General features: G+C 56.2%; 24 protein-coding genes. 5 read left to right on the forward strand and 19 right to left on the reverse strand.

Annotation, left to right across the window (positions count from 1 at the left end; translation table 11 throughout):
* The first annotated feature begins 96 nt into the window (after positions 1-96).
* Both purB and U5O12_RS13340 read left to right on the forward strand, forming a co-directional pair.
* Positions 97-1,476: an adenylosuccinate lyase gene (gene purB, locus U5O12_RS13335; RefSeq protein ID WP_322579110.1), complete on the forward strand. Its 1,380-nt coding sequence runs from the start codon at positions 97-99 to the stop codon at positions 1,474-1,476.
* Positions 1,476-2,036, forward strand: coding sequence for a YaeQ family protein (locus U5O12_RS13340; protein ID WP_322579111.1), 561 nt, complete (start codon positions 1,476-1,478; stop codon positions 2,034-2,036). The genes purB and U5O12_RS13340 overlap by 1 nt, the downstream gene beginning before the upstream one ends.
* Before the next feature lie 73 nt (positions 2,037-2,109).
* Here U5O12_RS13340 and U5O12_RS13345 read toward each other — a convergent pair whose 3' ends face one another.
* Positions 2,110-2,550 (reverse strand): DUF3717 domain-containing protein, encoded by a 441-nt coding sequence (locus tag U5O12_RS13345; protein ID WP_322579112.1) that lies wholly within the window; start codon positions 2,548-2,550, stop codon positions 2,110-2,112.
* A 344-nt stretch (positions 2,551-2,894) separates the two neighbouring features.
* On the opposite strand from U5O12_RS13345, the gene U5O12_RS13350 reads away from it, so the two are divergent.
* Both U5O12_RS13350 and U5O12_RS13355 read left to right on the forward strand, forming a co-directional pair.
* The gene (locus tag U5O12_RS13350; RefSeq protein ID WP_322579113.1) at positions 2,895-3,605 is read left to right on the forward strand and encodes a TerC family protein; all 711 of its coding nucleotides are present in this window, start codon (positions 2,895-2,897) and stop codon (positions 3,603-3,605) included.
* A gap of 72 nt (positions 3,606-3,677) precedes the next feature.
* Positions 3,678-4,028, forward strand: a complete 351-nt coding sequence (locus U5O12_RS13355) for a phage holin family protein (RefSeq protein ID WP_322579114.1) — start codon at positions 3,678-3,680, stop codon at positions 4,026-4,028.
* On the opposite strand, the gene U5O12_RS13360 is transcribed toward U5O12_RS13355, so the two are convergent.
* The 16 genes from U5O12_RS13360 to sucC form a co-directional block, all read right to left on the reverse strand.
* On the reverse strand, positions 3,999-4,685 hold the full coding sequence (locus U5O12_RS13360; RefSeq protein WP_322579115.1) for a hypothetical protein: 687 nt from the start codon (positions 4,683-4,685) through the stop codon (positions 3,999-4,001). The two genes, U5O12_RS13355 and U5O12_RS13360, sit on opposite strands and share 30 nt — an antisense overlap.
* A complete protein-coding gene (locus tag U5O12_RS13365; RefSeq protein ID WP_322579116.1) occupies positions 4,678-5,484 on the reverse strand; it encodes a M48 family metalloprotease in 807 nt (268 codons plus the stop codon). The genes U5O12_RS13360 and U5O12_RS13365 overlap by 8 nt, the downstream gene beginning before the upstream one ends.
* A 71-nt stretch (positions 5,485-5,555) precedes the next feature.
* Positions 5,556-6,260 (reverse strand): TfpX/TfpZ family type IV pilin accessory protein, encoded by a 705-nt coding sequence (gene tfpZ / locus U5O12_RS13370; RefSeq protein WP_322579117.1) that lies wholly within the window; start codon positions 6,258-6,260, stop codon positions 5,556-5,558.
* A 143-nt stretch (positions 6,261-6,403) separates the two neighbouring features.
* Positions 6,404-7,525 (reverse strand): PglL family O-oligosaccharyltransferase, encoded by a 1,122-nt coding sequence (locus U5O12_RS13375; RefSeq protein ID WP_322579118.1) that lies wholly within the window; start codon positions 7,523-7,525, stop codon positions 6,404-6,406.
* Between the two features lie 234 nt (positions 7,526-7,759).
* Positions 7,760-8,092: a hypothetical protein gene (locus U5O12_RS13380; protein WP_322579119.1), complete on the reverse strand. Its 333-nt coding sequence runs from the start codon at positions 8,090-8,092 to the stop codon at positions 7,760-7,762.
* Between the two features lie 60 nt (positions 8,093-8,152).
* Positions 8,153-8,749, reverse strand: a complete 597-nt coding sequence (locus tag U5O12_RS13385) for a pilin (protein ID WP_416221489.1) — start codon at positions 8,747-8,749, stop codon at positions 8,153-8,155.
* Positions 8,750-8,814: 65 nt separating this feature from the next.
* Positions 8,815-9,906, reverse strand: a complete 1,092-nt coding sequence (locus tag U5O12_RS13390; RefSeq protein ID WP_322579120.1) for a GspE/PulE family protein — start codon at positions 9,904-9,906, stop codon at positions 8,815-8,817.
* Positions 9,899-11,257: a GAF domain-containing protein gene (locus U5O12_RS13395; protein WP_322579121.1), complete on the reverse strand. Its 1,359-nt coding sequence runs from the start codon at positions 11,255-11,257 to the stop codon at positions 9,899-9,901. The genes U5O12_RS13390 and U5O12_RS13395 overlap by 8 nt, the downstream gene beginning before the upstream one ends.
* The gene (locus tag U5O12_RS13400) at positions 11,254-12,045 is read right to left on the reverse strand and encodes a 3',5'-cyclic-nucleotide phosphodiesterase (RefSeq protein ID WP_322579122.1); all 792 of its coding nucleotides are present in this window, start codon (positions 12,043-12,045) and stop codon (positions 11,254-11,256) included. The genes U5O12_RS13395 and U5O12_RS13400 overlap by 4 nt, the downstream gene beginning before the upstream one ends.
* A gap of 10 nt (positions 12,046-12,055) precedes the next feature.
* Entirely contained in the window at positions 12,056-14,305 is a 2,250-nt protein-coding gene (locus U5O12_RS13405) for an adenylate/guanylate cyclase domain-containing protein (protein WP_322579123.1), read from the reverse strand.
* Positions 14,306-14,362: 57 nt separating this feature from the next.
* Entirely contained in the window at positions 14,363-15,028 is a 666-nt protein-coding gene (locus U5O12_RS13410) for an FHA domain-containing protein (protein WP_322579124.1), read from the reverse strand.
* Positions 15,029-15,074: 46 nt separating this feature from the next.
* On the reverse strand, positions 15,075-15,860 hold the full coding sequence (locus U5O12_RS13415; RefSeq protein ID WP_322579125.1) for a Stp1/IreP family PP2C-type Ser/Thr phosphatase: 786 nt from the start codon (positions 15,858-15,860) through the stop codon (positions 15,075-15,077).
* 8 nt (positions 15,861-15,868) lie between these two features.
* Positions 15,869-18,547, reverse strand: a complete 2,679-nt coding sequence (locus tag U5O12_RS13420; RefSeq protein ID WP_322579126.1) for a serine/threonine-protein kinase — start codon at positions 18,545-18,547, stop codon at positions 15,869-15,871.
* Between the two features lie 183 nt (positions 18,548-18,730).
* Complete coding sequence (locus tag U5O12_RS13425; RefSeq protein WP_322579127.1) at positions 18,731-19,432, reverse strand: TerC family protein; 702 nt, start codon at positions 19,430-19,432, stop codon at positions 18,731-18,733.
* Between the two features lie 110 nt (positions 19,433-19,542).
* Positions 19,543-20,436: a succinate--CoA ligase subunit alpha gene (sucD, locus tag U5O12_RS13430; protein ID WP_094481373.1), complete on the reverse strand. Its 894-nt coding sequence runs from the start codon at positions 20,434-20,436 to the stop codon at positions 19,543-19,545.
* A gap of 9 nt (positions 20,437-20,445) precedes the next feature.
* Positions 20,446-21,609: an ADP-forming succinate--CoA ligase subunit beta gene (gene sucC / locus U5O12_RS13435; RefSeq protein WP_322579128.1), complete on the reverse strand. Its 1,164-nt coding sequence runs from the start codon at positions 21,607-21,609 to the stop codon at positions 20,446-20,448.
* A 199-nt stretch (positions 21,610-21,808) separates the two neighbouring features.
* Between sucC and argC the strand changes: the two genes are divergently transcribed.
* Positions 21,809-22,744: an N-acetyl-gamma-glutamyl-phosphate reductase gene (gene argC, locus U5O12_RS13440; RefSeq protein ID WP_322579129.1), complete on the forward strand. Its 936-nt coding sequence runs from the start codon at positions 21,809-21,811 to the stop codon at positions 22,742-22,744.
* A 105-nt stretch (positions 22,745-22,849) separates the two neighbouring features.
* On the opposite strand, the gene recX is transcribed toward argC, so the two are convergent.
* A complete protein-coding gene (gene recX / locus U5O12_RS13445; protein WP_322579130.1) occupies positions 22,850-23,308 on the reverse strand; it encodes a recombination regulator RecX in 459 nt (152 codons plus the stop codon).
* A gap of 38 nt (positions 23,309-23,346) precedes the next feature.
* The gene (recA, locus tag U5O12_RS13450) at positions 23,347-24,447 is read right to left on the reverse strand and encodes a recombinase RecA (protein ID WP_322579131.1); all 1,101 of its coding nucleotides are present in this window, start codon (positions 24,445-24,447) and stop codon (positions 23,347-23,349) included.
* Positions 24,448-24,458: the final 11 nt, after the last annotated feature.

Genomic DNA, 24,458 nt, shown 5'->3' on the forward strand with positions numbered 1-24,458 from the left:
GGAGTCTCAACAGTTGCTTGGGGACCAATTCTATCCAGCGGGGTTTGCCTGAACGGGCCATGGGGTCGGGCGTGGCGCACAACCTACAATTCGGGCATGACTTTCTCCGCCATTTCCGCCCTTTCCCCGCTCGACGGCCGCTACGCCCCCAAGCTCGCCACCCTGCGCCCTCTCACCAGCGAACTGGGCTACATGCATCGGCGCGTGCAAGTGGAGGTGGCCTGGTTCATCTCGCTGAGCGACGCGGGCTTTGCCGAGTTCAAACCGCTGACACCCGGAGCGCGTACTTACTTGCTCGGGCTGGTCAAAAACTTCTCGGAAGCCGATGGCGAAGCCATCAAGACGATTGAAAAAACCACCAACCATGATGTCAAGGCGGTGGAGTACTGGATCAAGTCCAAGTTCGAGGCGCGCCCAGAACTGGAAAAGGCCGGCGAGTTTGTCCACTTTGCCTGCACCAGCGAAGACATCAACAACACCAGCCACGGCTTGCAACTGCGTTCGGCCCGCGACGTGGTGGTGCTGCCGGCGCTGGACAAGATTGTGCTCAAACTGCGCGACATGGCCCATGCCTACGCCGACGTACCCATGCTGAGTCGCACCCACGGCCAAACTGCCAGCCCCACCACCGTGGGCAAAGAAATGGCCAACGTGGTGGTTCGCCTGCAAGCTGCCTGCGACCGCATTGCGAGCGTCAAAATTCTAGCCAAGATGAATGGCGCCGTGGGCAACTACAACGCCCACCTCTCTGCCTGGCCCGAGTTCGACTGGGAAGCCTTTAGCCGCAAGGTCATCGAAACACCAGAGCCTCTGGGCCTGGGCCTGACCTTCCAGCCCTACAGCATCCAGATCGAGCCACACGACTACATGGCCGAGCTGTTTGACGCCGTGGCGCGCACCAACACCATCCTGATCGACCTGAGCCGCGACATTTGGGGTTATGTGAGCCTGGGCTACTTCAAGCAACGCCTGAAGGACGGCGAAGTGGGTTCCAGCACCATGCCGCACAAGGTCAATCCGATTGACTTTGAAAACGCCGAAGGCAACCTGGGCCTGGCCAACGCCGTGCTGCGCCACCTGAGCGAAAAACTGCCCATCAGCCGCTGGCAGCGCGACCTGACCGACAGCACCGTATTGCGCAATATGGGCGTGGCCCTGGGCTACGCCGTGCTGGCCTACAGCTCGCTGATGACAGGACTGAACAAGCTGGAAATCAACGAGGCCGCCATTGCCGACGACCTGGACGCGTCGTGGGAAGTGCTGGCCGAGCCCATCCAGACCGTGATGCGCCGCTTTGGCCTGCCCCAGCCTTACGAACAACTCAAAAAGTTCACGCGAGGTGAGGCTATGACACGCGAACTGATGCAAGGCTTTATTGCCGGGCTGGCGATTCCGGAAGAAGAAAAGGCGCGCCTGCTGGCGATGACACCGGGCAGCTATACGGGCAAGGCCTCGGAACTCGCGAAACGCGTCTGATGGCACTCAAATCCACCATCTACAAAGCCAATCTGCAGATTGCCGACATTGAGAACAGCTACTACGCCGACCACGCGCTGACGCTGGCGCGCCACCCCAGCGAGACCGATGAACGCATGATGGTGCGGCTGGCCGCGCTGGCCTTCAACGCCTACAAGCTGCACAGCGTGTGCAATGGCGACGGCACGCTGGCGTTTGGCGCGGGCTTGTCGGATGTGGAAGACCCCGACGTGTCGCTGACCGACTTCACGGGCCACAAGCGCCTGTGGATTGAGGTGGGCCAGCCCGAAGACAAACCCATCTCCAAGGCCTGCAACAAGGCCGACGCGGTGCTGCTCTACCCCTTTGCCCACTCCGCCGACATCTGGTGGAAGGGCATGGAAAGCAAGCTCAGTCGGCTGGACAGGCTGCAGGTGTGGCGCATTCCGTCGGTCACCTCGCAGGCCCTGGCCAAGCTGGCACAGCGCAGCATGCAGCTGCAGGCAACGGTGCAGGAAGGTGTGTTGATGCTGGGCGACGGCGTGAACACCGTGGACATCGAACCGATTCGCTGGAAGTAACGACAGGCGGCGTCAGCCCGCAATTTCAAGAAAAATCGGCCTCTAGCCCGCGTCAACATTGCGCAAGCAGCTACTATTTTGGTAGCGAATCGGCAGCAGAGGTGTTGCGACCCTCGGCCGCACGCTCGGAATATTTGTTGAAGCGCCAGGAGGTTGCGTCCAGCGTGATGCGCCGCCAGGTGGCGCGTTTGGCGGCCGGGCCCATCTCGGGCCAACGCTGCACCTCTTTAAAGGTGCGGCCACAGCCCTTGCACAGGTCGTCACCCTGGCTGGTGGAACAAATGGCGATACAGGGCGTATCGGGCGTGCTCTCGTACCAGGCCAGCCAGGCGGCCCGCGCCTTGGGCGGCATGCTGGCCTCGTCCGCTTCCGTCTCGTGGTAGTAGACCAGCAGGGCATACACCTCGGCCAAGGCGCGCGTAGGCGCTGGCAGGGCCACCCCATCGGGCGACGGTTCGCGCGCACGCCAATAGTTGATGGCCGACTCGATGTCGGTGATGTGAATGCCTGCCATAGATTCCCGTAGAAGGGGGCGGATCATATACCGGGCATCAACAACGCCCCACGGCTCACGCGTAATCCGTAAAAACCCCGGACACTTGCGGGTTATTGGCGCCCAGCGCGTACACTGCGCGGCCGAAGGGGAGTAGCTCCCTGGCGTTGCCCCGCAGCGCTTATCAGCAAGTCGTCAATACGAAGCGTCGCTTCCGGCTTGTTGGGCCAGGTGCATCACCTGGCCGAGCAAGACCTTCGATTACAGCCCACCGCGGCTGGATCGAAGTGCGTTGGTGGCCCCTCCATCCTTGCTCCCCCGTCCAGTCTGCGATGTGCCCCCATCGACTTGAACCTGGATTTGACATGGAATTTCTCTCTGCCCCTTGGTGGTCCGCGCTGCTGGCCATTGTGCTCATCGACCTCGTCCTGGCTGGTGACAACGCCATCGTGATCGCGCTGGCCGCGCGCAACCTGCCGCCACAACTCAAACGCAAAGCCATTCTGTGGGGAACCGTGGGCGCCATCGTCGTGCGTTCGATCATGACCTTGTGTGTGGTCTGGCTGCTCAAGGTTCCAGGACTGATGCTGGTGGGTGGCCTGGGGCTGCTGTGGATCGCCTACCAGTTGCTGGCGGACCAAAGTGATGGGGAACACGATGGCCCTTCGGCCAGCACCTTCTGGGGCGCCATGAAAACCATTGTGGTGGCCGATGCGCTCATGGGCATCGACAACGTCTTGGGCGTTGCCGGTGCTGCCCACGGCGCCATGGACCTGGTGGTGATCGGCCTGCTGATCAGCGTGCCGATTGTGGTGTTTGGCAGCAGCGTGGTGCTGAAGCTGGTGGAGCGCTTTCCCATCATCATTCAGTTTGGCGCCGCCGTACTGGCTTTTACTGCCGCAAAAATGGTGGTCGGTGAAGGCTTGTTGCGCGGGGTGTTTGGCGACGCCGGCACCACCGACAGCATGCAGCTGGCTGCACGCTGGACGGTGTATGCGGTAGCGATATTGGGCGTGCTGACTGCTGGCTGGTGGGGCCAAAAGCGCTCTCAAGCTGCCCTGGCCCAAAAGGCCTGATCACTCCGCCAGGCCCCGTTCGGTGGCCCAACCTGTGGGCTGCGGCTGAGGCCGGTGCTATGCTGGCGCATCATGAAGCTACTCATCAAATGGATTCTGAGCGCAACCGCCTTGCTGGCCGTTGCGCATCTTTACAGCGGCGTGGAAGTGAAGAGCTTTACCGCCGCGTTAATCGCCGCATTTGTAATTGGTTTGCTCAACACGGTGGTGCGCCCCCTGCTGGTGGTGCTGACATTGCCCTTCACGGTGCTGACACTGGGCCTGTTTCTGTTTGTCATTAACGCACTGATGTTCTGGTCTGCCGCCGGCGTGCTGGACGGCTTCCATGTGCAGGGGTTTACAGCGGCACTGATAGGCTCACTGATCTACACCCTGCTGGGCATGGTGATTGAATCAGCGCTCGAGCGCCTGTTCTCGAAGTAACTGCTCCACTTGGCGCGCCCGGGTGTCCACAATGGACGCTTCAAAGTGGTCGCCTGCTTGGGAGTCATTGCGGGCCATGTCTTGCGCGGCTTTGAGACGGGCCAACGCAGCGGCGTAATCCAATTGCGCGATATTCACTTCGGCCTCAGCCCTGATGGAGGCGACAGTGCGACCTTGTGCGGCGGCGCTGCGGGCCAGCCATTGCCAAGCTTGGGCATCGCCCACGTTATCCGCGAGCCAGGTTTGCAAATTTTGGGATGCGGTGTCTGCGCGTCCCAGCGCCAGCTGCGCCTGTACCTTCAAAAACAATTCAGCACGGCTGTTGCTTGTTGATTGCGGCCCCAACTCCTCCAAGGCCTGCGCGGCATTGCCTCGGGCCAAGGCTACTTCTGCCAACAAGAGGCGAACTTGGCGAGCCGCCAGTCGCATCATTGCCAACGGCCTGACGCAGGCGCTGGTCCAAAACTTCCGCTTGATCGAAAGATCGCAAACGGGAAGCAGCAAGGGTGGCGGCATACAAAACGGCAGCCCGCTGGGCAACTCCGCTGGCGTTCCAGTCGGGCTGGCGCCGCCTCCTGCAATCCAGTAGCGCAAAGCATCGACCGCGGGATTGGACAGCACACGCGCCCGGGCAGCAATCAAGGCGTGTTCAGCCATCGAGGGAGCTGCGGAAGTTGCAACTGATTGGGCTGGGGATGCGGGCTTGCATGTCCGCCATGCGCTCCGTGCTCAAGGGGTGACTGCGCAGATAGGGAAAACCACCAGAATCGTTCAAGCGGGTGGACTGCTGCAGTTTTTCGAACATCGACACAAATCCCTGCGGCGCAAACCCGGCCTGGCCCGCAATGCCAAAGCCGACCCGATCCGCCTCACGCTCCATGTCGCGCGAAAAATTAAGCTGGGTTTGTGCCGCCACTGCTTGCCCCCCCACAATCACCGCATTCGCTCCACCAGGGTTCTTGCTGGCGGCCATTGCCCCCAGAATCATGGCGCCAATCAACCAAGGCGTCTGCTCATTCTGGCGGGTGATCAATCGGGCAATGTGACGCTGTGTCACGTGGCTCAGCTCATGGGCCAGCACAGCGGCCAGCTCGTCTTTGCTGGAGACGACGCCCACCAGCCCAAGATGGACCCCGAAGTAGGCGCCAGGCAAAGCGAATGCGTTGACGGAACGGTCTCGTCCCAGCAGCACCTTCCACGCGTACTGCGCATCCAACTCAGGCGGCAACTCACCTCGCGCTCGCGCAGCGGCCATCAATGGCAACCAGATGCCCTGCACATACTCGCCGATCACTGCATCGTCGAGGTAATCCGGGTCACGGTACAGCTCGCGGGCAATACGGTCACCCAGGCGGCGCTCGGCGGCGGGGGTGATGGAGGCGGTGTCGCCGAGGTTGGGGAGGGAACTTGCACTCAGAGCAGATACCTGTTGCGCCAAGGCATTGGGAACAAGCAAAGCTCCTAAGCAAAGTAATACGACGTGAGAATATTTCACTTGAAAAATGGTGATTTTCCTGCCGTATGGGACTAAAAGGAGTCAAGCGGCATGGTCGTCAGGACCTGAGCTGTCACAGGATCCAAAAATACGGTCCAGAATGATTTTCTCCCCACCAAAGGCAAGTAAACAACATTGCTGGGTTTCCGACCAACTTTTTCTAAGACCAATTCAATCTCTGCAACGTTCGCCGGAAATCGCGTCAGTAAATGAATCGCAGGCTTTGCCTCTTTCAGAACGTCGGCAGTCGCCTCTTCATAAGGTCGCCAGAGATCTGGACGAGATGCTAAGGACACTCCTTGCAACGCGGCGAGGGTAGCTTCCATACGCTCTTTATCGTCTTTGAAATGGCGTACAGCAAGCAACGTCGGACCCGCAACTGGAAGGGCTTGGACCGACTTTGGCGTTTGCGACAACAAGGTTTCATCCACATCAATCGCCTGCACCACTCGAAATCGATCGATTTCAAACACCATATGCACAGGGCGGGCGACAGCGACGGTCCACAGACCATAGCCCAACGCGGCCAACTGAAGGAGACCAGTCACGGTCAAATCTCGCCTAAGTTCGATAGGCGATTTCCGGCGATTGAACACAGCCAAAGTTATTAACGGCCCAAGGAATATGTCGACAGTTACTACAAGCACGAACAACTCACGCCCGCCAGAAATCTCGCGATAAGGGTACGGATACCAAAAATGCCAAACACTAGTAATGCAGCCATTGCAGCAATACAAAAGCTCAAGCCCAGATGGATCGCGCTAGCAATGCATCGATCACGCCAATATTCTGGCGAATCAGAAAAAAAAGACATTGGGCTCATAAGGATATTTCAAACAAAACGACGCGAAGAGGCAGTAGGACGACACACTTTACAACTTCAAGGAATTGATACACTCACGAGTTCCGGATATTTATCGTCTCGTAACTGTTTGAAGTTCTCACTAGCCTCCGCATATATATCGTCATGAAAAAGGCTTTTAATTACTTGCAACCGTTCATTTGCCTCAATTGGCCTACCGTTGAGTCCAAGCGCCAATGCAGCACGAAATTGAACAGGCGCCCATGTATACCGTTCGGCCATTCTGAGTAACAAGTCCACATCTCCGTTCGACATTCCAGGCTCCGCACGTAAGCGCATAACGCGCAGAATTCCATCCAACTGTGTTAGCAAATAAAGCCGTGGAACTTCATACTCTACTGGAGTCACTCCTATTCTTCGATTTTCAAATCGGTTAATACGAAAATCCTCCTCTGCCTTCGAGTACTCGTACCCCATAGCAAGCAAAAATGGAATCCACGAACATAAAAATGCCGGAATCGCCCAGTTAGAAATTTTGATTGCCAGTATTGACTTATCGACATTGGCTTCGGCTTCGGCATCAATAGCACCAAACAATACTGCAGCGACAACTAAAAAATAAGCGTAAGTGTGAGGAAGCTCCAATTGCGCATGTGTGGCAAGTGGAATCAATAGAAATAATCCACATTTCGCCGTTACCTTACCATTGCTCTGCTGGGCCCTATTCCATACCCACCAGCCAGTAAGCGCAAGCATCACAACTCCGATCGGCATCCCGACAAACAACATTAGATCAAGCACGATATTGTGCGCATAATTCGTTTGCTCAGCTCCCGGAAACGCCAGCGCTCCGAATTGCAAGGCAGCCGCCACCTGCAGCCAGCCCCAACCTACCCAAGGGTGTTGAATCAAGGCTGTTGTCAGTTGCCTCCAAATCAACGGCCGAGTGCCTGCACTGACCATCCGATCATGACCTATTGCGCTAACACTCTGGCTCTCAGCCCAATATGGAAATGACCATGCTGTAATTAGCAGTAAAATCAACCAGCGCCACACGACGCGACGATTCAAGCCGTTATTTTGCGGAGGACCGCTTAACAAGTGATAAGCAATCGTCAAAAAAAGAGCAGCCAGCAAAGCAGTTCGCGATTGGGTCAAGGTTATGCCTAAGCCCAATACCGCCAAGATACTCCATGCCACGCACCCTCCAACTCTTGCGCGTTGCAACAATACACCTACCCCCACTGACCCCATGAGGAGCAATGTTGCAGCTTGATTGGGTTGACCGACATTCGCTCGCGGACGGCTCGGGTGGGTAGCCCCTCCAATACCCAGTCATTCATCGCAGACTCTACTTGGAGCCATTGCGACAATATCTGAAAAGTACTGATCAACCCGGCAAAAATCAACAGCAAACACAGCGACTCCAAGACCTCAGCACGCGAGTTTTTTTTTCTGCCATTGAAAGCCCCACAACCAAGCGCAAGCCATAGTACCCAGGTACGCAATCACAACAAGCACATCACCCAGAAAAACCGATTGAAAGGTTACACCTTGCACGACTGCTGTTAATGCAAGAAGAAGAAGCACACCAACGCCTGCTGGCAAGGTGTCAGCTAATGGCTTCTTGCGCCAGTTGCCCATTACTCCAATTACAGCGGCAGCAAAGGCCGGCACCTCCGTATGGAATGAGGTCCATGGCGGAAAATGATCCGGGATGACCCAAGACAAAAACAATATGAAGAGGGCCAATGCATTTGCAACCAAATCGAACTCCCAAAGTAAAAGGGGCTCGAAGAGCCCCTTGGTTACATTCAGCCGATGCGCTTACGGAGCAAATGTACCACCACCATACGTGCCTGCAACCGTCGTATCGCGGCAAGAACCTGGCAGGTACTTCGGGTTGATGCCGGCGGAGCCAGTCGCATTTACAGCAGTTGCAACAGTCGCGGAAGCAGGACCACAAATCCAAGCTGGCACAGTACCAACAGCGTTGAGCGGCGTGGCCGGGGCAAGAATTAAGGCGCCCGGACCCGACGCAAGGTTACTATTCACCCGAATGGCGCCAGTGGCACTGGTCTGAATACGTGCAACGTTACCGGCAGCTTGAGATGTCTCACAACCCCAGTTGCCAGCAACAAACTGCGAAGTGGGATTAGTAGCCGTCTGCGCAATTTCAGAGATGCTGGTTCGGCATTGCGACGCAGCCAAGATAACCTCGGAAATCTTAGCGCGCACTGTGTAGTCTTGGTATGCAGGCAAAGCAACAGCTGCCAAAATACCAATGATTGCAACGACAATCATCAGTTCGATTAGGGTAAAACCCTTCTGCAAAGCACGTTTCATGTTGAACTCCAGTAATAAGAACAGGCTTGCAAAGCAAGCACACTTCATGCCAACCTTAAAGGCGACAAAAGCAGGCAAAAAAGAACAATATTGTCAATCAACGGCATAACAAAAGGCGCACGAAGTCATCCATGTCTTTTTCGCTACATTTTGGTCGTTCTTAGCGTATCAATTACTTGATACACACCTGCCTGACCATCTTGAGATCCGTCAGCCCCATCATGACCTTCTCCATGCCATCCATCTTCAGGGTGCGCATACCGCCCTCCACGGCAGCGGAAAACAGCTCCGCCACGCGCGCGCGCTCCTGAATAAGCTTCTTTACAGCGTCGTCCGCCACCATCAGCTCGTGCAAGCCAACCCGGCCTTTGTAGCCCGTCTTGTTGCACTTGTCGCAGCCCACTGCTTTGTACAACTTGAGCTGGCCGCCTTCTCCATAGGTTTGCAGCCATTTGTCCATCATCTTTTGGGATTCGCCAGCGTAGTCTGCTTTCCATGCTTGGGAGTGGCGTAAGTTCTTCGGCGTATTCGGCCGCGAACAACCGTAATTCCTCGGCATCTGGAACATACGCTTGTTTGCAGTCACACAACTTCTTTGCAAGTCGCTGTGCCAAGATACCCAGCAATGCATCGGCGAAGTTGAAGGGGTCCATGCCCATGTCCAGCAAGCGGGTGATGGATTCTGGGGCGGAGTTGGTGTGCAACGTAGAAAACACCATATGGCCGGTCAAAGATGCCTCCACCCCCATGGACACCGTTTCTTTGTCCCGGGACTCACCCACCATGATGATGTCCGGGTCAGCGCGCAAGAAGGCTCGCATCACCAGGGCAAAGTCAATTCCCGCCTTTTTGTTGATTTGCACCTGCCGCAACCCTTTTTGGGTAATTTCGACCGGGTCTTCTGCGGTCCATATTTTGGTGTCTGGCGTATTCAAAAACTTGAGGATCGAGTGCAGCGTGGTTGTTTTGCCTGAGCCTGTGGGGCCGCATACATAAAACAAGCCATAGGGTTTGCTGACTGTGGCCTCTAGCCGCGCTTTGTTGTGCGCCGTGAGGCCAAGTTTTTCCAGCGGAATGGGCTCTCCCGCCGCCAAGATCCGCATCACCACATCTTCCACACCACCGGCAGACGGGATAGTTGCGACACGCAACTCAATATCCAGCGGGCCATATTTCTTGAACTTGATTTTTCCGTCTTGGGGTTTGCGACGCTCCGAAATGTCCAGGTCACACATGATCTTGAGGCGCGTGACCATGGCCTGACGGAAAGTGTGCGGGCACTTCTACATAGGGCACAAGAGTTCCATCAATGCGAAACCGTATTCCGGTTTTGAGTTTGCCAGGCATGGGCTCAATGTGAATATCAGAAACCTTCTGGTTATAGGCGTCGATGATCACTTTGTTGACAAACTTAACTAGCTCATTGTCGGCCGCTGCAGACTCCAGTGAGTCATCATTGGAACCATCATCAATCGGCGCGCCATCCATATCGGCCAAAAGCTGGTCAATGGTGCTGCTGTCTACCGAGGCACCAAACAATTGGGCTAAGGTGTCTTTGAATTCTGTTTGTGTCGTGACCCGATAAGCAAATTTGCTTGATCGAGGAAAGACCTGAGGGACCACCCGAGAGCCTCTTACGGCCTCGGGATCCAGACACATAATTACCAGCCCCTCGGGCGACTCCTCCAACGGAATCCACCCTTGCTCGACAATGAACTCTCGCTTGAGCGCGCCGTGCAACATTTCAGACCGGATACGGCCCGCATTAAAAGGCTCGTAAGCGACGCCAAAGAATTTGGCGAGCGCAGCGCCCAGCAGCGCGGGACTGAGCCCGAAGCCAGATATCAGCGCCGCTTCAATGGACAAACCCTCGGCTCGCGCCTCTTCAATCGTGGTGCGCAACTCTGGTTCGGTCAACAACCCATCTGCGACAAGTCCGTCAAACTTGCTTGCCTTCTTGACACCACCACTATCGGAAGCCTTTTTGAGGCGTTGGCGAATCGCGGTGGCCAGCGTCTTGCATAGCTCAGTGACTCCGTCAACCTCCAGATCCCCAAATGGTTCGTCATTCTTGTTATTGATGACCTGCAACACCCCATGCAAATTGGGGCCATCCATGATGGGTGCAACCAGCATTTGCTTGGTCCGGTAGCCGGAGCGTTTGTCTACTTCTTTCAGAAACGACAACGAAGGGTGAATGCGCCGCAAGGCTTCTTCGTCGTATACATCATTCAAATTGAGCGCAGCTTTGCTATACGCAGCGTAACCAGCCAAGCTTTGAGGTGAGATAGGCAGTTTTAAGTCTCTGCTGCTGTTCAAGCCTGTTTTTATCTTGGACACGATAGAGGTCTGATCCTCGCTCACGGCGTACAAGGTCAGCCGATCTGCATTCAAGAGCTTGCATATCTCCTGGCTGGTTTCGAGCATGATTTGCTCGACATTTTCTGTTTCATGAATCCGCGCGGTCACTTGATGGAGTTGACGGTAGAACAACGCCTCAAATGTCATGCCTCTCTTTTTGGAAGGTAGCTTTTGCGATTCAAAAAAGGCTAGCTCTGCCCCAGCGGGCTGTATGACTGAACTCATATGTCGAACTCCTGCCCTGCACGCAGCCAACGAATGTCATGGGTGACATCGGGGCCGAAAGGTTGTGTTTGATCAAAGCGCTGTATCTCGGCCATGATCAACTCCGTTTCAGCAGGTTTGGTGTGGGTAATAAAAATAGGAAAACGCACACCCTTGGCAATGCAATCCAGCTCTTGTGACAAGGAATGTGGCGAAAGGTGCAAACTTTTTTTCGCCAGCTCTTTTTCACGGTTACTGAAAGCGGTCTCGATAACCAGCATAGACACAGGCAATTGGTTAATACGTGCCCACAACGCTGGATTGCGCTCGGTATCGCCCGTAAATATCCAGTTGCCCGCTCCAGCATTCACCGCGAATCCTGCTGCGGGCACAGTATGGGTTGCAGGTAACACCTCGACGGTCTTTCCAAACAAGCGTACGCGTTCGCCCACAGAAACCTCAACAAACCGAATAAATGGGGCAGACAAGCTGGGAATGCGCGAAAAATCTGGCCAGATTACATCATTGAAAATATGTGCTTTGAGCGCCGCGATAGTCCCAGCCAGAGCGTAAATATTGAGTGGGCGGGTCCGCTGGGACGCGACTGCGTCCACCATCAACGGCAGCGCGGCCACGTGGTCTAAATGGGAGTGTGACAAAAAGACTCCGTCAATAGCCACCATTTCTTGCAGCGTCAGGTCTCCCACCCCAGTTCCTGCATCGACAAGAATTTGACCGTCGATCAAAAAGGACGTGGTCTTGCAGTCTCTGGCAATGGCTCCGGAACATCCCAGCACTCGGACTTTCACAGGTGACGCCTTATTTGGTTTCGAAGTTGGTTGCACCATCCCACTCGGGATCGAATGGCAGCAATCGCATAGAGGCTACTCTTTCAGAATACAGTTGGTAAAGGTATTTTTTGGCATTCATGCGCATTAAGTTGATCAGTAGCACGTCGGCGTGATCCCAGCTCTGCGCTCTGTAAGCACGCAAAAACGCAGTCCACGTTTTGACTTCGTCAGCGACCTCCGGAGTGATGCGTGCCAAGGGCGCCAAAGGCCAATAGATCGACACAGCCTGCTCCTTGCCTTTCACGCGCACCTTGTCCAGTTCTTGCCAGGCAAAGTCGGGGGCCATTTTTTTAGCACCCTCACTCACTACGATGTCCACACCGTAGACCTTGGAGAGCCCTTCAAGCCTGGAGCCCAGGTTTACAGCATCACCAATGACGGTATAGCTACGCCGAATATTCGAGCCCATGTCGCCTACACACATCGTGCCCGTATTCAAGCCAATGCCAATACCAATCTCTGGCAGTCCATTCGCCCGGTGCTCGGCGTTGATTTCCCGGACTGCATTTGCCATTTCCATTGCTGACTTCACCGCCAAATGGGCGTGCTCAGCCGTTTCCACTGGCGCCCCCCAAAAAGCCATGACGCAGTCCCCCATGTACTTGTCGATAGTCCCTCGATTGGCGCGGATCAAGGTAGTTAAACGACTGAACACACCGGTTAACAAAGCCTGTAACTGCGTAGGCTCCATTTGCTCGGACATTTTGGTGAAGCCGCGCATATCGCAAAACATTACTGTCATCTCGCGGTTGGTCGCCTGCATGCTGTAACTGTCTGGGTCCTTCACCATCTCGTCCACCAGCTCCGGAGGCACATAGGTCCCAAACAAATTAGCCAATTCTCGCTTGGAGCGGCTTTCAACAAAGTAGCCGTAACTCATGTTCAAGCCAAATGCAGTGATTGCCATTACCAAAACCGACGCCAAGGGCAGAACCAGCCCATACCCCAAATAAAGCCACAGATTCATCGCCACCAGCACGGTGAGGACGGTCACGCTGAGCAGCACAGCCCGGGGCGCTGACAAGAGGGGCAGCCCAATGGCCAGCAACAAGCCGGACAGCAAAACCATAACGACCTCATAACCCACCGCATAGTCTGGTTTCACCAACACACTGCCGTCCAGCAGCGCCGAAATAATGTTGGCGTGCGTCTCAACCCCAGGATAAGTCTCCCCGACAGGAGTAACTCGCAGATCGAGTAGGCCGGGCGCTGTTGTACCTAGCAGCACAACTTTCCCCCGGAGAGAGGACGTTGGCAATCGCTTATTGACGATATCTGCCGCAGATATGTAACGAAAAGATCCACCGGCCACGCCACCGTATCCGCGATATGGCACCAACGTGGCAACACGTTCATCCACGGGAATTGCAAGCGCTTTCTCCCCCTGTTTCAGCAGTACCCGATCCATCCCCTGGTAAGTTTTTGCCAGAAATCGCTCGTTGGAAAAACCGGGAGTTACCGTTGGCAAGCCAGTGATGACGCGAAACATGGCCAATGCTATGGACTCGTAGTACTCGCCCCTGTATTCGGCCAACAGAGGCAAAGACCGAACAACCCCATCCCCGTCCGTGATGGAATTGAAAAAGCCTGCCATGGGTGCCGCGCGTGCCAATTGCTCGATGTTGGCGCCATAACCTGTCCAAGAAGTCGCCTTGATGGAGCGACCTTGCAAAGCAGCTTGCGGCAATGCTGGCGCGGGAAGTACGCCACTTGAACGCCCTTCCTTATCACTGGTCAGGTAGTACCCCATAACGACAGGACGATTGGCAATGGACCTTGCAAACGCTGCATCAAAGTCCAAATCCGGCTGCAGCTGCTTGAGACGTTCGGAGAACCCGGGGTAATCCTTCAATTCCTGGTTGGCCAGCTGGTTTAGCCGTGCCAAGCCTGAACTTTCATCGGATTCTGCAAACACTACATCGAAGCCAAGAATGGCGACCTGTTGATCCAGAAACAGGGTGTCGACAAGCTCCGCCAACTTATTGCGCCCCCAAGGCCATCGGCCAAGTTCCGCCAAACTTTTCTCGTCAATATCTACGATGACAATGCGATCGTCCAAGGTCCGGGGCATGGTGGCTTGGAGGCGCGTATCGTAGATGATGTCGTCCAAACGTTGCAGTACCCCCACTCGGGCAACACCAATGGCATGCAACAACGCGAACAGGACCGGTATAAGCGTGACCGCAATACGCCGCCAGTGTTTTGCGATGGATTTCATAAAAGGCCAGCCGATATCAGAGTTGGAAAGCTGTCTGGCCGACTGCTGGCCAGTCAATCAGGATTGCACAAACTGCATTTGTGTGCCGGCAAGCTCTACCAAATCACCGTTTTTCAAAGAAATAGGATCGGAGCCAATAGGCGCGCCATTCAAGGTTGGGTTGCCTGCACCCTCAACATGATGAACAACGTAGCCATGCTGCCGACGGGTGATCGCAGCGACAGCCACCCCCGGCTTGCCTATTGTCGTCACCACCTTGGTCAGAGGAACCTCACGCCCAGACGCAGCACCCGACAGAACTTTGATCGCAGCATGAAATGCGCCCAAACCCATGGAATCGCCAGCAGCTGTTGGGTAACCAGATGCCGGAGCGCTCTGGGGTGTTACTGCGGGACGGGCCCGTACCACCATGGTTTTATCAAAGTTTTCAGCAGCTCCATCACCAACAAACTTGATTTTGTACTTGCCGATTTCAATGCCGTCGCCATTTTGCAACTGCTGCTTTTTCACGGCCTTACCGTTGATGTACGTCCCATTGGTGCTATTGAGGTCTTCCAAAAACACCTCACCACCGGTCATCAACAGTACGGCATGCTCACCGCTCACCGCCAAGTTATCAATGACAATGTCGTTGTAAGGACGGCGCCCTAGCGTTGTGCGGTCCTTGGTGAGCTGAACTTCCTTGATCACGACCTCATCGATCGAAACGATCATTTTCGGCATGATCGACTCCTTTTCCTGTAATTGGTTTGTGGAAAATCTCAGTACTCTACTTCCCTAGCAGCCTGGCAAATAAACCGCGCCGCTCTGTTGCCTCGCTCACCAAGACCATCAACACCGAAATATTGTCTCTCCCACCATTCTCATTGGCGGCAGAAATCAGTAGGTTTGCTTTTTGGTCCAAGCCCGCGTCCTCATTCACGATTCTAGCGATTAGTTCATCTGTGACCATATCCGAGAGACCGTCTGAGCACATAAGATACAAGTCGCCCGGTTCAACCACATGTTCGTTGACATCAAGCGCAACCACATCCTCTACACCCAATGCGCGGGTTACCAAGTTTTTGATGGAGGAGGTCGCAGCCTGCTCCGTAGTGATCAGGCCCGCATCAATTTGCTCCTGCAACAAAGAATGGTCCTTCGTAATTTGGCTCAGCGAACCGCCGCGCAACCGATAGCACCGGGAGTCACCAATATGCCCGAGCAGTAATCGGTCGTCCCGAAAAACGCCGACTACCAAGGTAGTGCCCATTCCCGCGTAGGCTGCATTGGAGTTGGCAGAGTTGAAAATCGCTAAATTTGCGTTGTCAACGCAGATCTCCATCGCACGGCGTACCTCTTTGGCCTGTGCTGTGGGCCCCGCTTCCACCAGCCAGCGACTGAGTTCAGACTTTATAAACGCGGTTGCCATTCCACTGGCGATTTCACCCGCGTTATATCCCCCCATGCCATCGGCTAACACGGCCACCCTAGCGCCTTCTTCAAAAGCAACGGAGTCTTCATTGTTATCTCTGGCACGACCCGGGTCCGTTTGGGCACAAAACTGGTACATCATTGGCGCAATCAAATTTCTATATCGGTAGACCCAGAAAGGGAAGAGCCATCAGCCCGCGCCGCTGTTTGTGTCACGGTGCGGTCAAATACTGCCGTTGAATTGGGATTGGTTGCGGCAAAGTCAGATTGTTTTGTTGTCATAGTATCTGGCTCCGGATTGGCTTGCGCGGACGAAAGCAGGGCTCCGCCAGGCATCGCGCTGCGCAGATCAATAGCCACGTGCGCTCCATCTTGGTACCGCAGCTCGGGCCGCTTGTTCAACATCAAAGCAACGATGCGAGCCAACTCTGCAGATAACTCTGGCCGAATAACACGCACATCTGGCGCCTCTTCATTGGCAATCTTGAACATCAACTCGGCCATGGAATCCCCTCGGAAAGGGAGCACTCCAGTCAACATCTGAAAAAGCATCACCCCCAAGGAATAGAGATCCGAACGCCCATCGACCTTCTTACCAGCCAGCTGCTCGGGAGACATGAAGCTTGGCGTGCCCAAAACCAAACCAGTTTTGGTCTTGCTGGAATCTGTAATACGGGCGATACCGAAGTCGGTTACCTTGACAGTGTCACTGTCCCGTTCGTACATGATGTTGGCTGGCTTGATGTCTCGGTGCACCACCATCTGTTTATGCGCGTAATCCAGCGCCTCAGCCACCCTTGCCACAATGCTGGCAACCAGAGGCACTGGCAGCAGACTGCCCGCCTTGCAGTAGTCAACCAAGTCGCGGCCCTTGAGAAACTCCATGGCAATGTAGGCCAGATCATGTTCCTCACCCGCATCAAAGATAGTGACGATATTTTGGTGCTGCAGACGCCCTGCGGTTTCCGCCTCACGGAAAAAACGCTCGCGCGCATCTGTGAGCTCCTCCCCGGCGAACTCCTGACTCAAGGCCATGGTCTTGATGGCAACGACCCGCCCAATCTTGGGATCTTTGCCCAAATAGACCACCCCCATCGCCCCCTTGCCAAGTTCTTTCTCTACTTGGTAGCGGCCCAGCATCGGCTTTTCAACGGCGCCTCCATCCAGAAGCATGGTTCCACCCGGATGACCGCCACTGCCCAGTATGACTGTTTCCGACAAGTTTTTGGCACGACTCAATTTGGTCTTGATGTCTTTGTAGGATGGGTCAAATGCCGCCATGTGTTCATAAACCGACTCCGCTTTGTTGAATTGCCGCTTGCGTTCAAAATCCAGCGCCAAGCTGTACAAATTCCCCATCACGGCATCGCCCATGGGCACACGGCGAAAGCGATCAAATGCCATATCGAGTTGACCCTGGCCCTGCAGGGCCAAGCCCATCATCCGGTTGGTTTCTGCCGACTCTTCATCCGCCTTTACCTTACCCGCTTCGGTTATCAGGAACCGTTTTGTGGTCAAGGCCAAGTGCCCCAGTACCAGCACTGCAGCGGGAAAAACCAGCTTGATCCAAGTGGCCGCACCAGACAGCAACCCGAACTCCAGTACGAGCAAGCCGACAAAAACACCAAGCGTCAGCGCAGCTGCAGTACCAGCCGTAATTTTGGGCAATACCCACACGATATAGGCAGCAACCAATAAAAAAGCTCCCAAACTGGCCCACACCCCCCAGCTCGGCTGAACAATAAAGTGCTCGCTCAAAATACTTGAAGTGATGTGCGCAATGGTCTCTGCGGGAGAGAGTGATGCATACCCGGGCACAGGGAACTGCACGCCAACCCCTGCAGCAGTCGCCCCAATAATCACAATCTTGTCCGTGTATTTACTGGCTGGAATTTTCCCGGTCAAAACGTCATAAAAAGAATCCACAGCAAACGCTGGTTTGCCGTCAACGCCCTTGTAGAACTGTGGAAGCATCAAGGCAGCTTCGTCTGTCTTGACCCGCAAACGGCCGATCTGAACGGATTCACCCAGATTGAGACGAACATCTTCCGTCTTTAAGTTCAAGCTGTTAACGGCGGCCAACAGCGCCATGGACGGAATCGCTTTCCCATAAAAATTCACCAGCAGGGGTTCTAGGCGCACTGCACCATCCACATCGGGAAATTGGTTCAAGTGTCCAACCCCTGCCGCGGCCTTGCCCAAAGCCTCCAGTGGTTGCTGGCCACGCTGCGCAAAGATGGAGTACCCACTGTTTTCATCCAATGCACTTTTCGCGGAATATGGCGGCAAAGGCTCATCGGGTCGCCCCTGCGGCTCCCCCAAAACGTATACCGAGGGCAAAAGGACATTGCCCGCAGCTTGCACACTGGCTGCCAACTTGGCATCTGTATCCAATGCCTGCTCAGCCTCAGAGATGAGTTGCACCAGTTGGGGGTTGGGAGCGCTGCCATCCGCAGGCGAATCAACCGCCATCTTCATTTTTCGGATGAACTGCAAACCCGGATCCACTTGCGGCTCAATAAAAAACGCAGTGTGTGCAATGGTTTTTGCCTTCGCAGCTGCCAACTGGTCAATCAGCTTGGCATGCACGTCTCTAGGCCAAGGCCAGCGACCAATGTTTGCGATGCTTTGGTCATCGATCGCAATGACGGCGATACGGTCCGATGGCTGACGCGAAGTGCTTGTACTGGCAAAGTCGTAAAAACGGCGCTCCAGGGTTCCAACAAAGTCGGTTGCCATATGCAGAACCACCGCGGCGAGCACCGCGGCGATGCCGGCAAACCAGTCGGAACGCCAAAACACCTGCGACTTTGAAGAACGTTTCGCCACTCGCCACCCCTCACCCTGTGTGAGGCCGATATTCATCGGCCACGTAAGCGTCGCGCATCCCCTGAACCGAGGTACCGCAAAGTTGTAACAGTATCAGACAGAACGCCCTTTCACAAGGCGATCAATCCGTTCGCAACTCGCTTTTTGACGAGAGGAAAACCAGCGCGATGAAAGGTGCGCTTGTTACGCAGCACCGGCTGCCGCACGCTTGCGGCTGAGATAGCCCAAGGAATACACGAGCAAAGCCCCAGCCACGCCCAAACCGTAGCTCCAGACCGCTGACTGCGGCAGAACATCCTTCATGGCCGGATCGCCATGGGCCATGGTGCCTGCAATCCAGCCCAAAAGCATGCCGCCCACGGTGATGATGAGGGGAAAGCGGTCCATCAATTTGAGGACCAACTGGCTACCCCAAATGATGATGGGAATACTCACCAACAAACCAAAGATCACCAATGGCAACTGATGATCACTACCAGCCCCTGTAGCAGCTCCTGCGATGGCAATCACGTTGTCCACACTCATCACCAAATCTGCCACGATGACCGTTTTAACCGCCGCCCAGAGCTTGTCACTCCCCTGGATATTGGAGTGCTCGTCTTCATCATGGGGTGCCAACAACTTGACGCCGATCCACAACAAAAGTGCTGCGCCAACCAGCTTCAGGAATGGGATTTGCAACAGGGTCAGGGCAAAGGCGATCAAAACGACGCGCAGCACGATGGCGCCAGCAGTTCCCCACAAAATACCCTTGAGTCGCTGGTGTGCAGGCAACTTGCGACACGCCAGAGCAATCACCACAGCGTTGTCACCACCCAACAAAATGTCAATCATGATGATTTGACCGACGGCAATCCAGAAATGTGCTGTGAGAAATTCTTCCACGGTAATCCTTGTACAGGGAGATGCAATCCAAAATACGAAAGCCGGATTGTCCCTCAGGACATCCGGCTTGTGTGAAGGTCAGCACGCCGACCTTGTCCATCGCACCACGCTTACAGCATGGCCTTCAGCAGCTTGGCCATTTCGGATGGGTTGCGTGTGACCTTGAAGCCACACTCTTCCATCACAGCCAGCTTGGCATCTGCAGTATCTGCACCACCAGAGATCAAGGCACCGGCATGGCCCATGCGCTTACCGGGAGGCGCAGTCACACCAGCGATAAAGCCCACGATGGGTTTCTTCATGTTCAGCTTGCACCAGCGGGCTGCTTCGGCTTCGTCCGGACCACCGATTTCACCAATCATGATGACGGCGTCGGTATCGGGATCGTCGTTGAACGCCTTCATCACGTCGATGTGCTTCAGGCCGTTGATGGGGTCACCACCAATGCCGACAGCAGACGATTGGCCCAGACCGATTTCGGTCAGTTGCGCCACGGCTTCATAGGTCAGCGTACCAGAGCGGGACACCACGCCAATGCGACCCTTGCGGTGGATGTGACCGGGCATGATGCCGATCTTGATTTCGTCAGGGGTGATGAGGCCAGGGCAGTTGGGGCCCAGCAGCAGAGTCTTCTTGCCGCCGGCGGCTTCTTTGGCCTTCATCTTGTTGCGCACTTCCAGCATGTCGCGCACAGGAATGCCTTCTGTAATGCAGATCGCCAGATCCAGATCGGCTTCCACGGCTTCCCAGATGGCAGCAGCAGCGCCTGCGGGTGGCACGTAGATCACGGACACCGTAGCACCGGTGTCGCTGGCGGCTTCCTTGACGGAGGCGTAAATCGGGATGTTGAAGATGGACTCACCCGCCTTCTTGGGGTTCACGCCGGCAACAAAGCAGTTCTTGCCGTTTGCGTATTCCTGGCACTTTTCAGTGTGGAACTGGCCCGTCTTGCCGGTAATGCCTTGGGTGATGACCTTGGTGTCTTTATTGATAAAGATCGACATGATGTTTCCTTAGCCTTTCACTGCTGCGACAACTTTTTGAGCCGCTTCAGCCATGCTGTCGGCGCTGATGATGGGCAGGCCGGATTCGGCCAGCATTTTCTTGCCCAGCTCTTCGTTCGTACCCTTCATGCGCACCACCAATGGCACGGACAGGTTCACCGCCTTGCAAGCTGTGATCACGCCGGTGGCGATGGTGTCGCACTTCATGATGCCGCCAAAGATGTTGACCAGAATGGCCTTGACCTTGTCGTTCTTCAACATGATCTTGAAAGCTTCGGTCACCTTCTCGGGGGTGGCACCGCCGCCCACGTCCAAGAAGTTGGCAGGCTCAGCGCCGAACAGCTTGATGGTGTCCATGGTAGCCATGGCCAGACCAGCACCGTTCACCAAGCAGCCGATATTGCCGTCCAGCGAGATGTAGGCCAGGTCGAACTTGGAAGCTTCCACTTCGGCCGCGTCTTCTTCGTCCAGATCGCGGTAAGCCACGATTTCGGGGTGGCGGAACAGCGCATTGGAGTCAAAGTTGAACTTGGCGTCCAAGGCCATCAAATTGCCCTTGGAGTCGCAGTTCAGCGGATTGATTTCCACCAGCGACGCGTCGGTGTCCATGTAGCACTTGTAGATCTTGGCGAAGATGTCTACGGCCTGGTCGATGGAAGCGCCGGTCAGACCAATGGCTGCGGCCACTTTTTTGCTCTGCTCGGTAGTGATGCCGGTCAGAGGATCGATCATTTCGGTCACGATCTTTTCGGGCGTGGAGTGGGCCACTTCCTCAATGTCCATGCCGCCTTCGCTCGACGCGATCAGGGCCACCTTCTGGGTCGCACGGTCGGTCACCAGCGACACATACAGTTCGTTCTTGATGTCAGCGCCGTCTTCAATGTAGAGGCGGCGGACCTTCTGGCCTTCAGGGCCGGTCTGGTGCGTCTTGAGCTGCATGCCCAAGATGTCGCCAGCGAGGCGTTTGACGTCGTCGATGGACTTGGCCACCTTCACGCCACCACCCTTGCCACGGCCACCGGCGTGGATTTGTGCCTTGACAACCCAGACTGGGCCACCAAGCTTTTGAGCGGCTTCCACCGCTTCTTGCACTGTGAAAGCGGGGATGCCGCGGGGCACCGGCACACCGAACTGGCGCAAGATTTCCTTGCCTTGGTACTCGTGAATCTTCATGACGTCTCTCTCTGGACTGGACAATTTTCACCATGCCGCAACATGAAATTGCGAGCGCATGGCACTGGACACATCAGCCTGCGACTGTATCATGGTGCGATGCACAATACTTGTGCGAGGCTTACAGCCTGTGGGTTTGCGAGGCACTGCCTATCTTGACTGCCCATCATCTTCCCCTAATTGACGAATGACAAATCGGATGAAAAAGATCTTTATTGATGGCGAAGCTGGCACCACCGGGCTGCAGATTCGGGAACGCCTGCAGGCCATGCCGCAGATCGAACTGCTCAGCATTGACCCCGCACTGCGCAAAGACCCGCAAGCCAAACGCGCCTTGGTGGCTCAGGCCGACCTCGTGGTTTTGTGCCTGCACGATGACGCCGCACTGGAAACCGTGGCCATGGTGGACGGACTGGAGAACGAGACCGGACGCCCCGGCCCGCGCATCATCGACGCATCCACCGCGCACCGCACGGCTGCCGGCTGGGTCTATGGCTTCCCCGAACTGGCCGCCGGTCAGCGCGATGCCGTGGTGAACGCCCGCCGCGTCAGCAACCCTGGCTGCTACGCCACCGGCGCCATTGCGTTGATTCGCCCGCTGGTGGATGCGGGCCTCTTGCCCGCCGACTTTCCCGTATGCCTGCCCTCAGTGAGCGGCTACTCGGGCGGGGGACGCACCATGATCGAAGCGTACGAACAAGGCACTGCCGCTCCCTACGAGCTGTATGCGCTGGGACTCAAGCACAAGCACATCCCCGAAATCATGAAATTCACGGGCCTGACACGGCGCCCGCTGTTTGTGCCCTCGGTGGGAAATTTCAAGCAGGGCATGCTGGTGCAGCTGCCACTGCACCTGGACACGCTGCCCGGCCAACCCACGGCACAGGACCTGCATACCGCGCTGGCCCAACACTACGCAGGCAGCACCTGGGTCACCGTGGAGCCTGTTACACCGGACCTGAAGCTGGACGCAGCAGCCCTGGCCGACACCAACAAGCTGGAACTGCGAGTATTTGCGAATGACGCCGCCAAAGACGGCTTTGCCCATGCCGTACTTGTGGCACGCCTGGACAACCTGGGCAAGGGAGCGAGTGGCGCCGCAGTGCAAAACCTGCAACTGATGCTCGGCTTGTAAACTTAGCCCCCACGCTCCGCCGCTGCGCGGGTCGCTGCCCCCTAAGGGGGCGCGTTTCAGCTTGGGGCGGCCCAGCGCTGAAACCGGGCCCTAGATTGCACGGCGTTAATCTTCTTCCGCGCCCGACACCACCTTGTGGATGATGTCGCCGCCAAAGCCGCGGCTGGCCAAAAACCGCATGTGCTTGCCACGCTCCGCCGCATCGGCGGGCGGCTTGCCGAACTTCTTGCGCCAGACCTCGCGGGCCCGCTCCAGCTCCGTGGCACGCAGGGCCTGCACCGCCTCGGCCACAGCCTCGGGCTCCAGCCCCTTGGCCTGCAGCTCCTGCTTGATGCGCGACGCTCCCAGCTTGCCCGCCCGCCGGTGCACCACCGACTCCAGCACCCGGGTCTCGTTGATGAAACCCTTGGCTTGCAAAGCATCCAGCACCTTGGCCACGGCGCCCTCTTCCTCTGCGTGCGGCGCCAGCTTGCGCTCCAGCTCAGCCCGGGAATGCTCCCGGGTGCTGAGCAGGCGCAAGGCCCGTCCGGTCAGAGACAGCGCAGGCTTTGCTCCTAAATTCATAGCTTTTTGCGCACTATTGGCGAGGGCCAGAGGCCAATTTATTCAGATTTATCGGCCTTATCGGCCTTTTTGCCCTTGGCCTTGACCTCGGGCTCAGCCAACGGCAGCAAGGGGATGCCCAGGCCTTCGCGCACCTTGTTCTCGATCTCCACCGACAGCGCAGGGTTCTCGCGCAGGAATTCACGGGCGTTGTCACGGCCTTGGCCGATCTTTTCGCCCTGGTAGGCGTACCAAGCGCCCGACTTTTCCAGGATGCCGGCGGTCACACCCATGTCGATGATTTCGCCATGGCGGCTGATGCCTTCGCCGAACAGGATGTCGAACTCCGCCGTCTTGAACGGGGGCGAGACCTTGTTCTTGACCACTTTGACCTTGGTTTCGTTGCCGATCGCGTCCTCGCCCTTCTTGATGGTGCCAGTGCGGCGGATGTCCAGGCGCACCGAGGCGTAGAACTTCAGCGCGTTGCCACCCGTGGTGGTTTCGGGTGAGCCGAACATCACACCAATCTTCATACGGATCTGGTTGATGAAGATGACCATGCAGTTAGTCTTCTTGATGTGGGCGGTGAGCTTGCGCAGCGCCTGGCTCATCAGGCGGGCCTGCAGGCCGGGCAGGCTGTCGCCCATCTCGCCTTCAAGCTCAGCCTTGGGGGTCAGCGCGGCGACCGAGTCGACGATGATCAGGTCGACCGCACCGGAGCGCACCAGGCTGTCCACAATTTCCAGCGCCTGCTCGCCGGTGTCGGGCTGGCTGATCAGCAGGTCTTGCAGGTTCACACCCAGCTTTTGGGCGTATTGAACGTCCAGCGCGTGTTCGGCGTCCACAAAGGCGCACTGGCCGCCCTGCTTTTGCATCTCGGCAATCACCTGCAGCGTCAGCGTGGTCTTGCCCGACGATTCCGGACCGTAGATTTCAACGACGCGACCACGGGGCAGGCCGCCCACGCCCAGTGCAATGTCCAGCCCCAAGGAGCCCGTGGAGACGACCTGGATGTCTTCGATCACCTCGCCTTCGCCCAGGCGCATGATGGTGCCCTTGCCGAATTGCTTTTCGATCTGGGCCAGGGCCACTTGCAGGGCCTTGGCTTTTTCGGCGTTGGCACCATTGGTGTTGTTGGGGTTCTTGACGGCTGCGTCCATGAGACATCTCC

Source organism: Rhodoferax sp., assembly GCF_034519335.1.
In the GTDB taxonomy this organism is placed as follows: domain Bacteria; phylum Pseudomonadota; class Gammaproteobacteria; order Burkholderiales; family Burkholderiaceae_C; genus Allorhodoferax.

Coding starts and splice junctions, on each gene's coding strand:
- purB (WP_322579110.1), top strand. CDS start 97: ATGACTTTCTCCGCCATTTCCGCCCTTTCCCCGCTCGACGGCCGCTAC.
- U5O12_RS13340 (WP_322579111.1), top strand. CDS start 1,476: ATGGCACTCAAATCCACCATCTACAAAGCCAATCTGCAGATTGCCGAC.
- U5O12_RS13345 (WP_322579112.1), bottom strand. CDS start 2,550: ATGGCAGGCATTCACATCACCGACATCGAGTCGGCCATCAACTATTGG.
- U5O12_RS13350 (WP_322579113.1), top strand. CDS start 2,895: ATGGAATTTCTCTCTGCCCCTTGGTGGTCCGCGCTGCTGGCCATTGTG.
- U5O12_RS13355 (WP_322579114.1), top strand. CDS start 3,678: ATGAAGCTACTCATCAAATGGATTCTGAGCGCAACCGCCTTGCTGGCC.
- U5O12_RS13360 (WP_322579115.1), bottom strand. CDS start 4,685: ATGGCTGAACACGCCTTGATTGCTGCCCGGGCGCGTGTGCTGTCCAAT.
- U5O12_RS13390 (WP_322579120.1), bottom strand. CDS start 9,906: ATGTGTGACCTGGACATTTCGGAGCGTCGCAAACCCCAAGACGGAAAA.
- U5O12_RS13395 (WP_322579121.1), bottom strand. CDS start 11,257: ATGAGTTCAGTCATACAGCCCGCTGGGGCAGAGCTAGCCTTTTTTGAA.
- U5O12_RS13405 (WP_322579123.1), bottom strand. CDS start 14,305: ATGAAATCCATCGCAAAACACTGGCGGCGTATTGCGGTCACGCTTATA.
- U5O12_RS13410 (WP_322579124.1), bottom strand. CDS start 15,028: ATGCCGAAAATGATCGTTTCGATCGATGAGGTCGTGATCAAGGAAGTT.
- U5O12_RS13415 (WP_322579125.1), bottom strand. CDS start 15,860: ATGATGTACCAGTTTTGTGCCCAAACGGACCCGGGTCGTGCCAGAGAT.
- sucD (WP_094481373.1), bottom strand. CDS start 20,436: ATGTCGATCTTTATCAATAAAGACACCAAGGTCATCACCCAAGGCATT.
- sucC (WP_322579128.1), bottom strand. CDS start 21,609: ATGAAGATTCACGAGTACCAAGGCAAGGAAATCTTGCGCCAGTTCGGT.
- argC (WP_322579129.1), top strand. CDS start 21,809: ATGAAAAAGATCTTTATTGATGGCGAAGCTGGCACCACCGGGCTGCAG.
- recX (WP_322579130.1), bottom strand. CDS start 23,308: ATGAATTTAGGAGCAAAGCCTGCGCTGTCTCTGACCGGACGGGCCTTG.
- recA (WP_322579131.1), bottom strand. CDS start 24,447: ATGGACGCAGCCGTCAAGAACCCCAACAACACCAATGGTGCCAACGCC.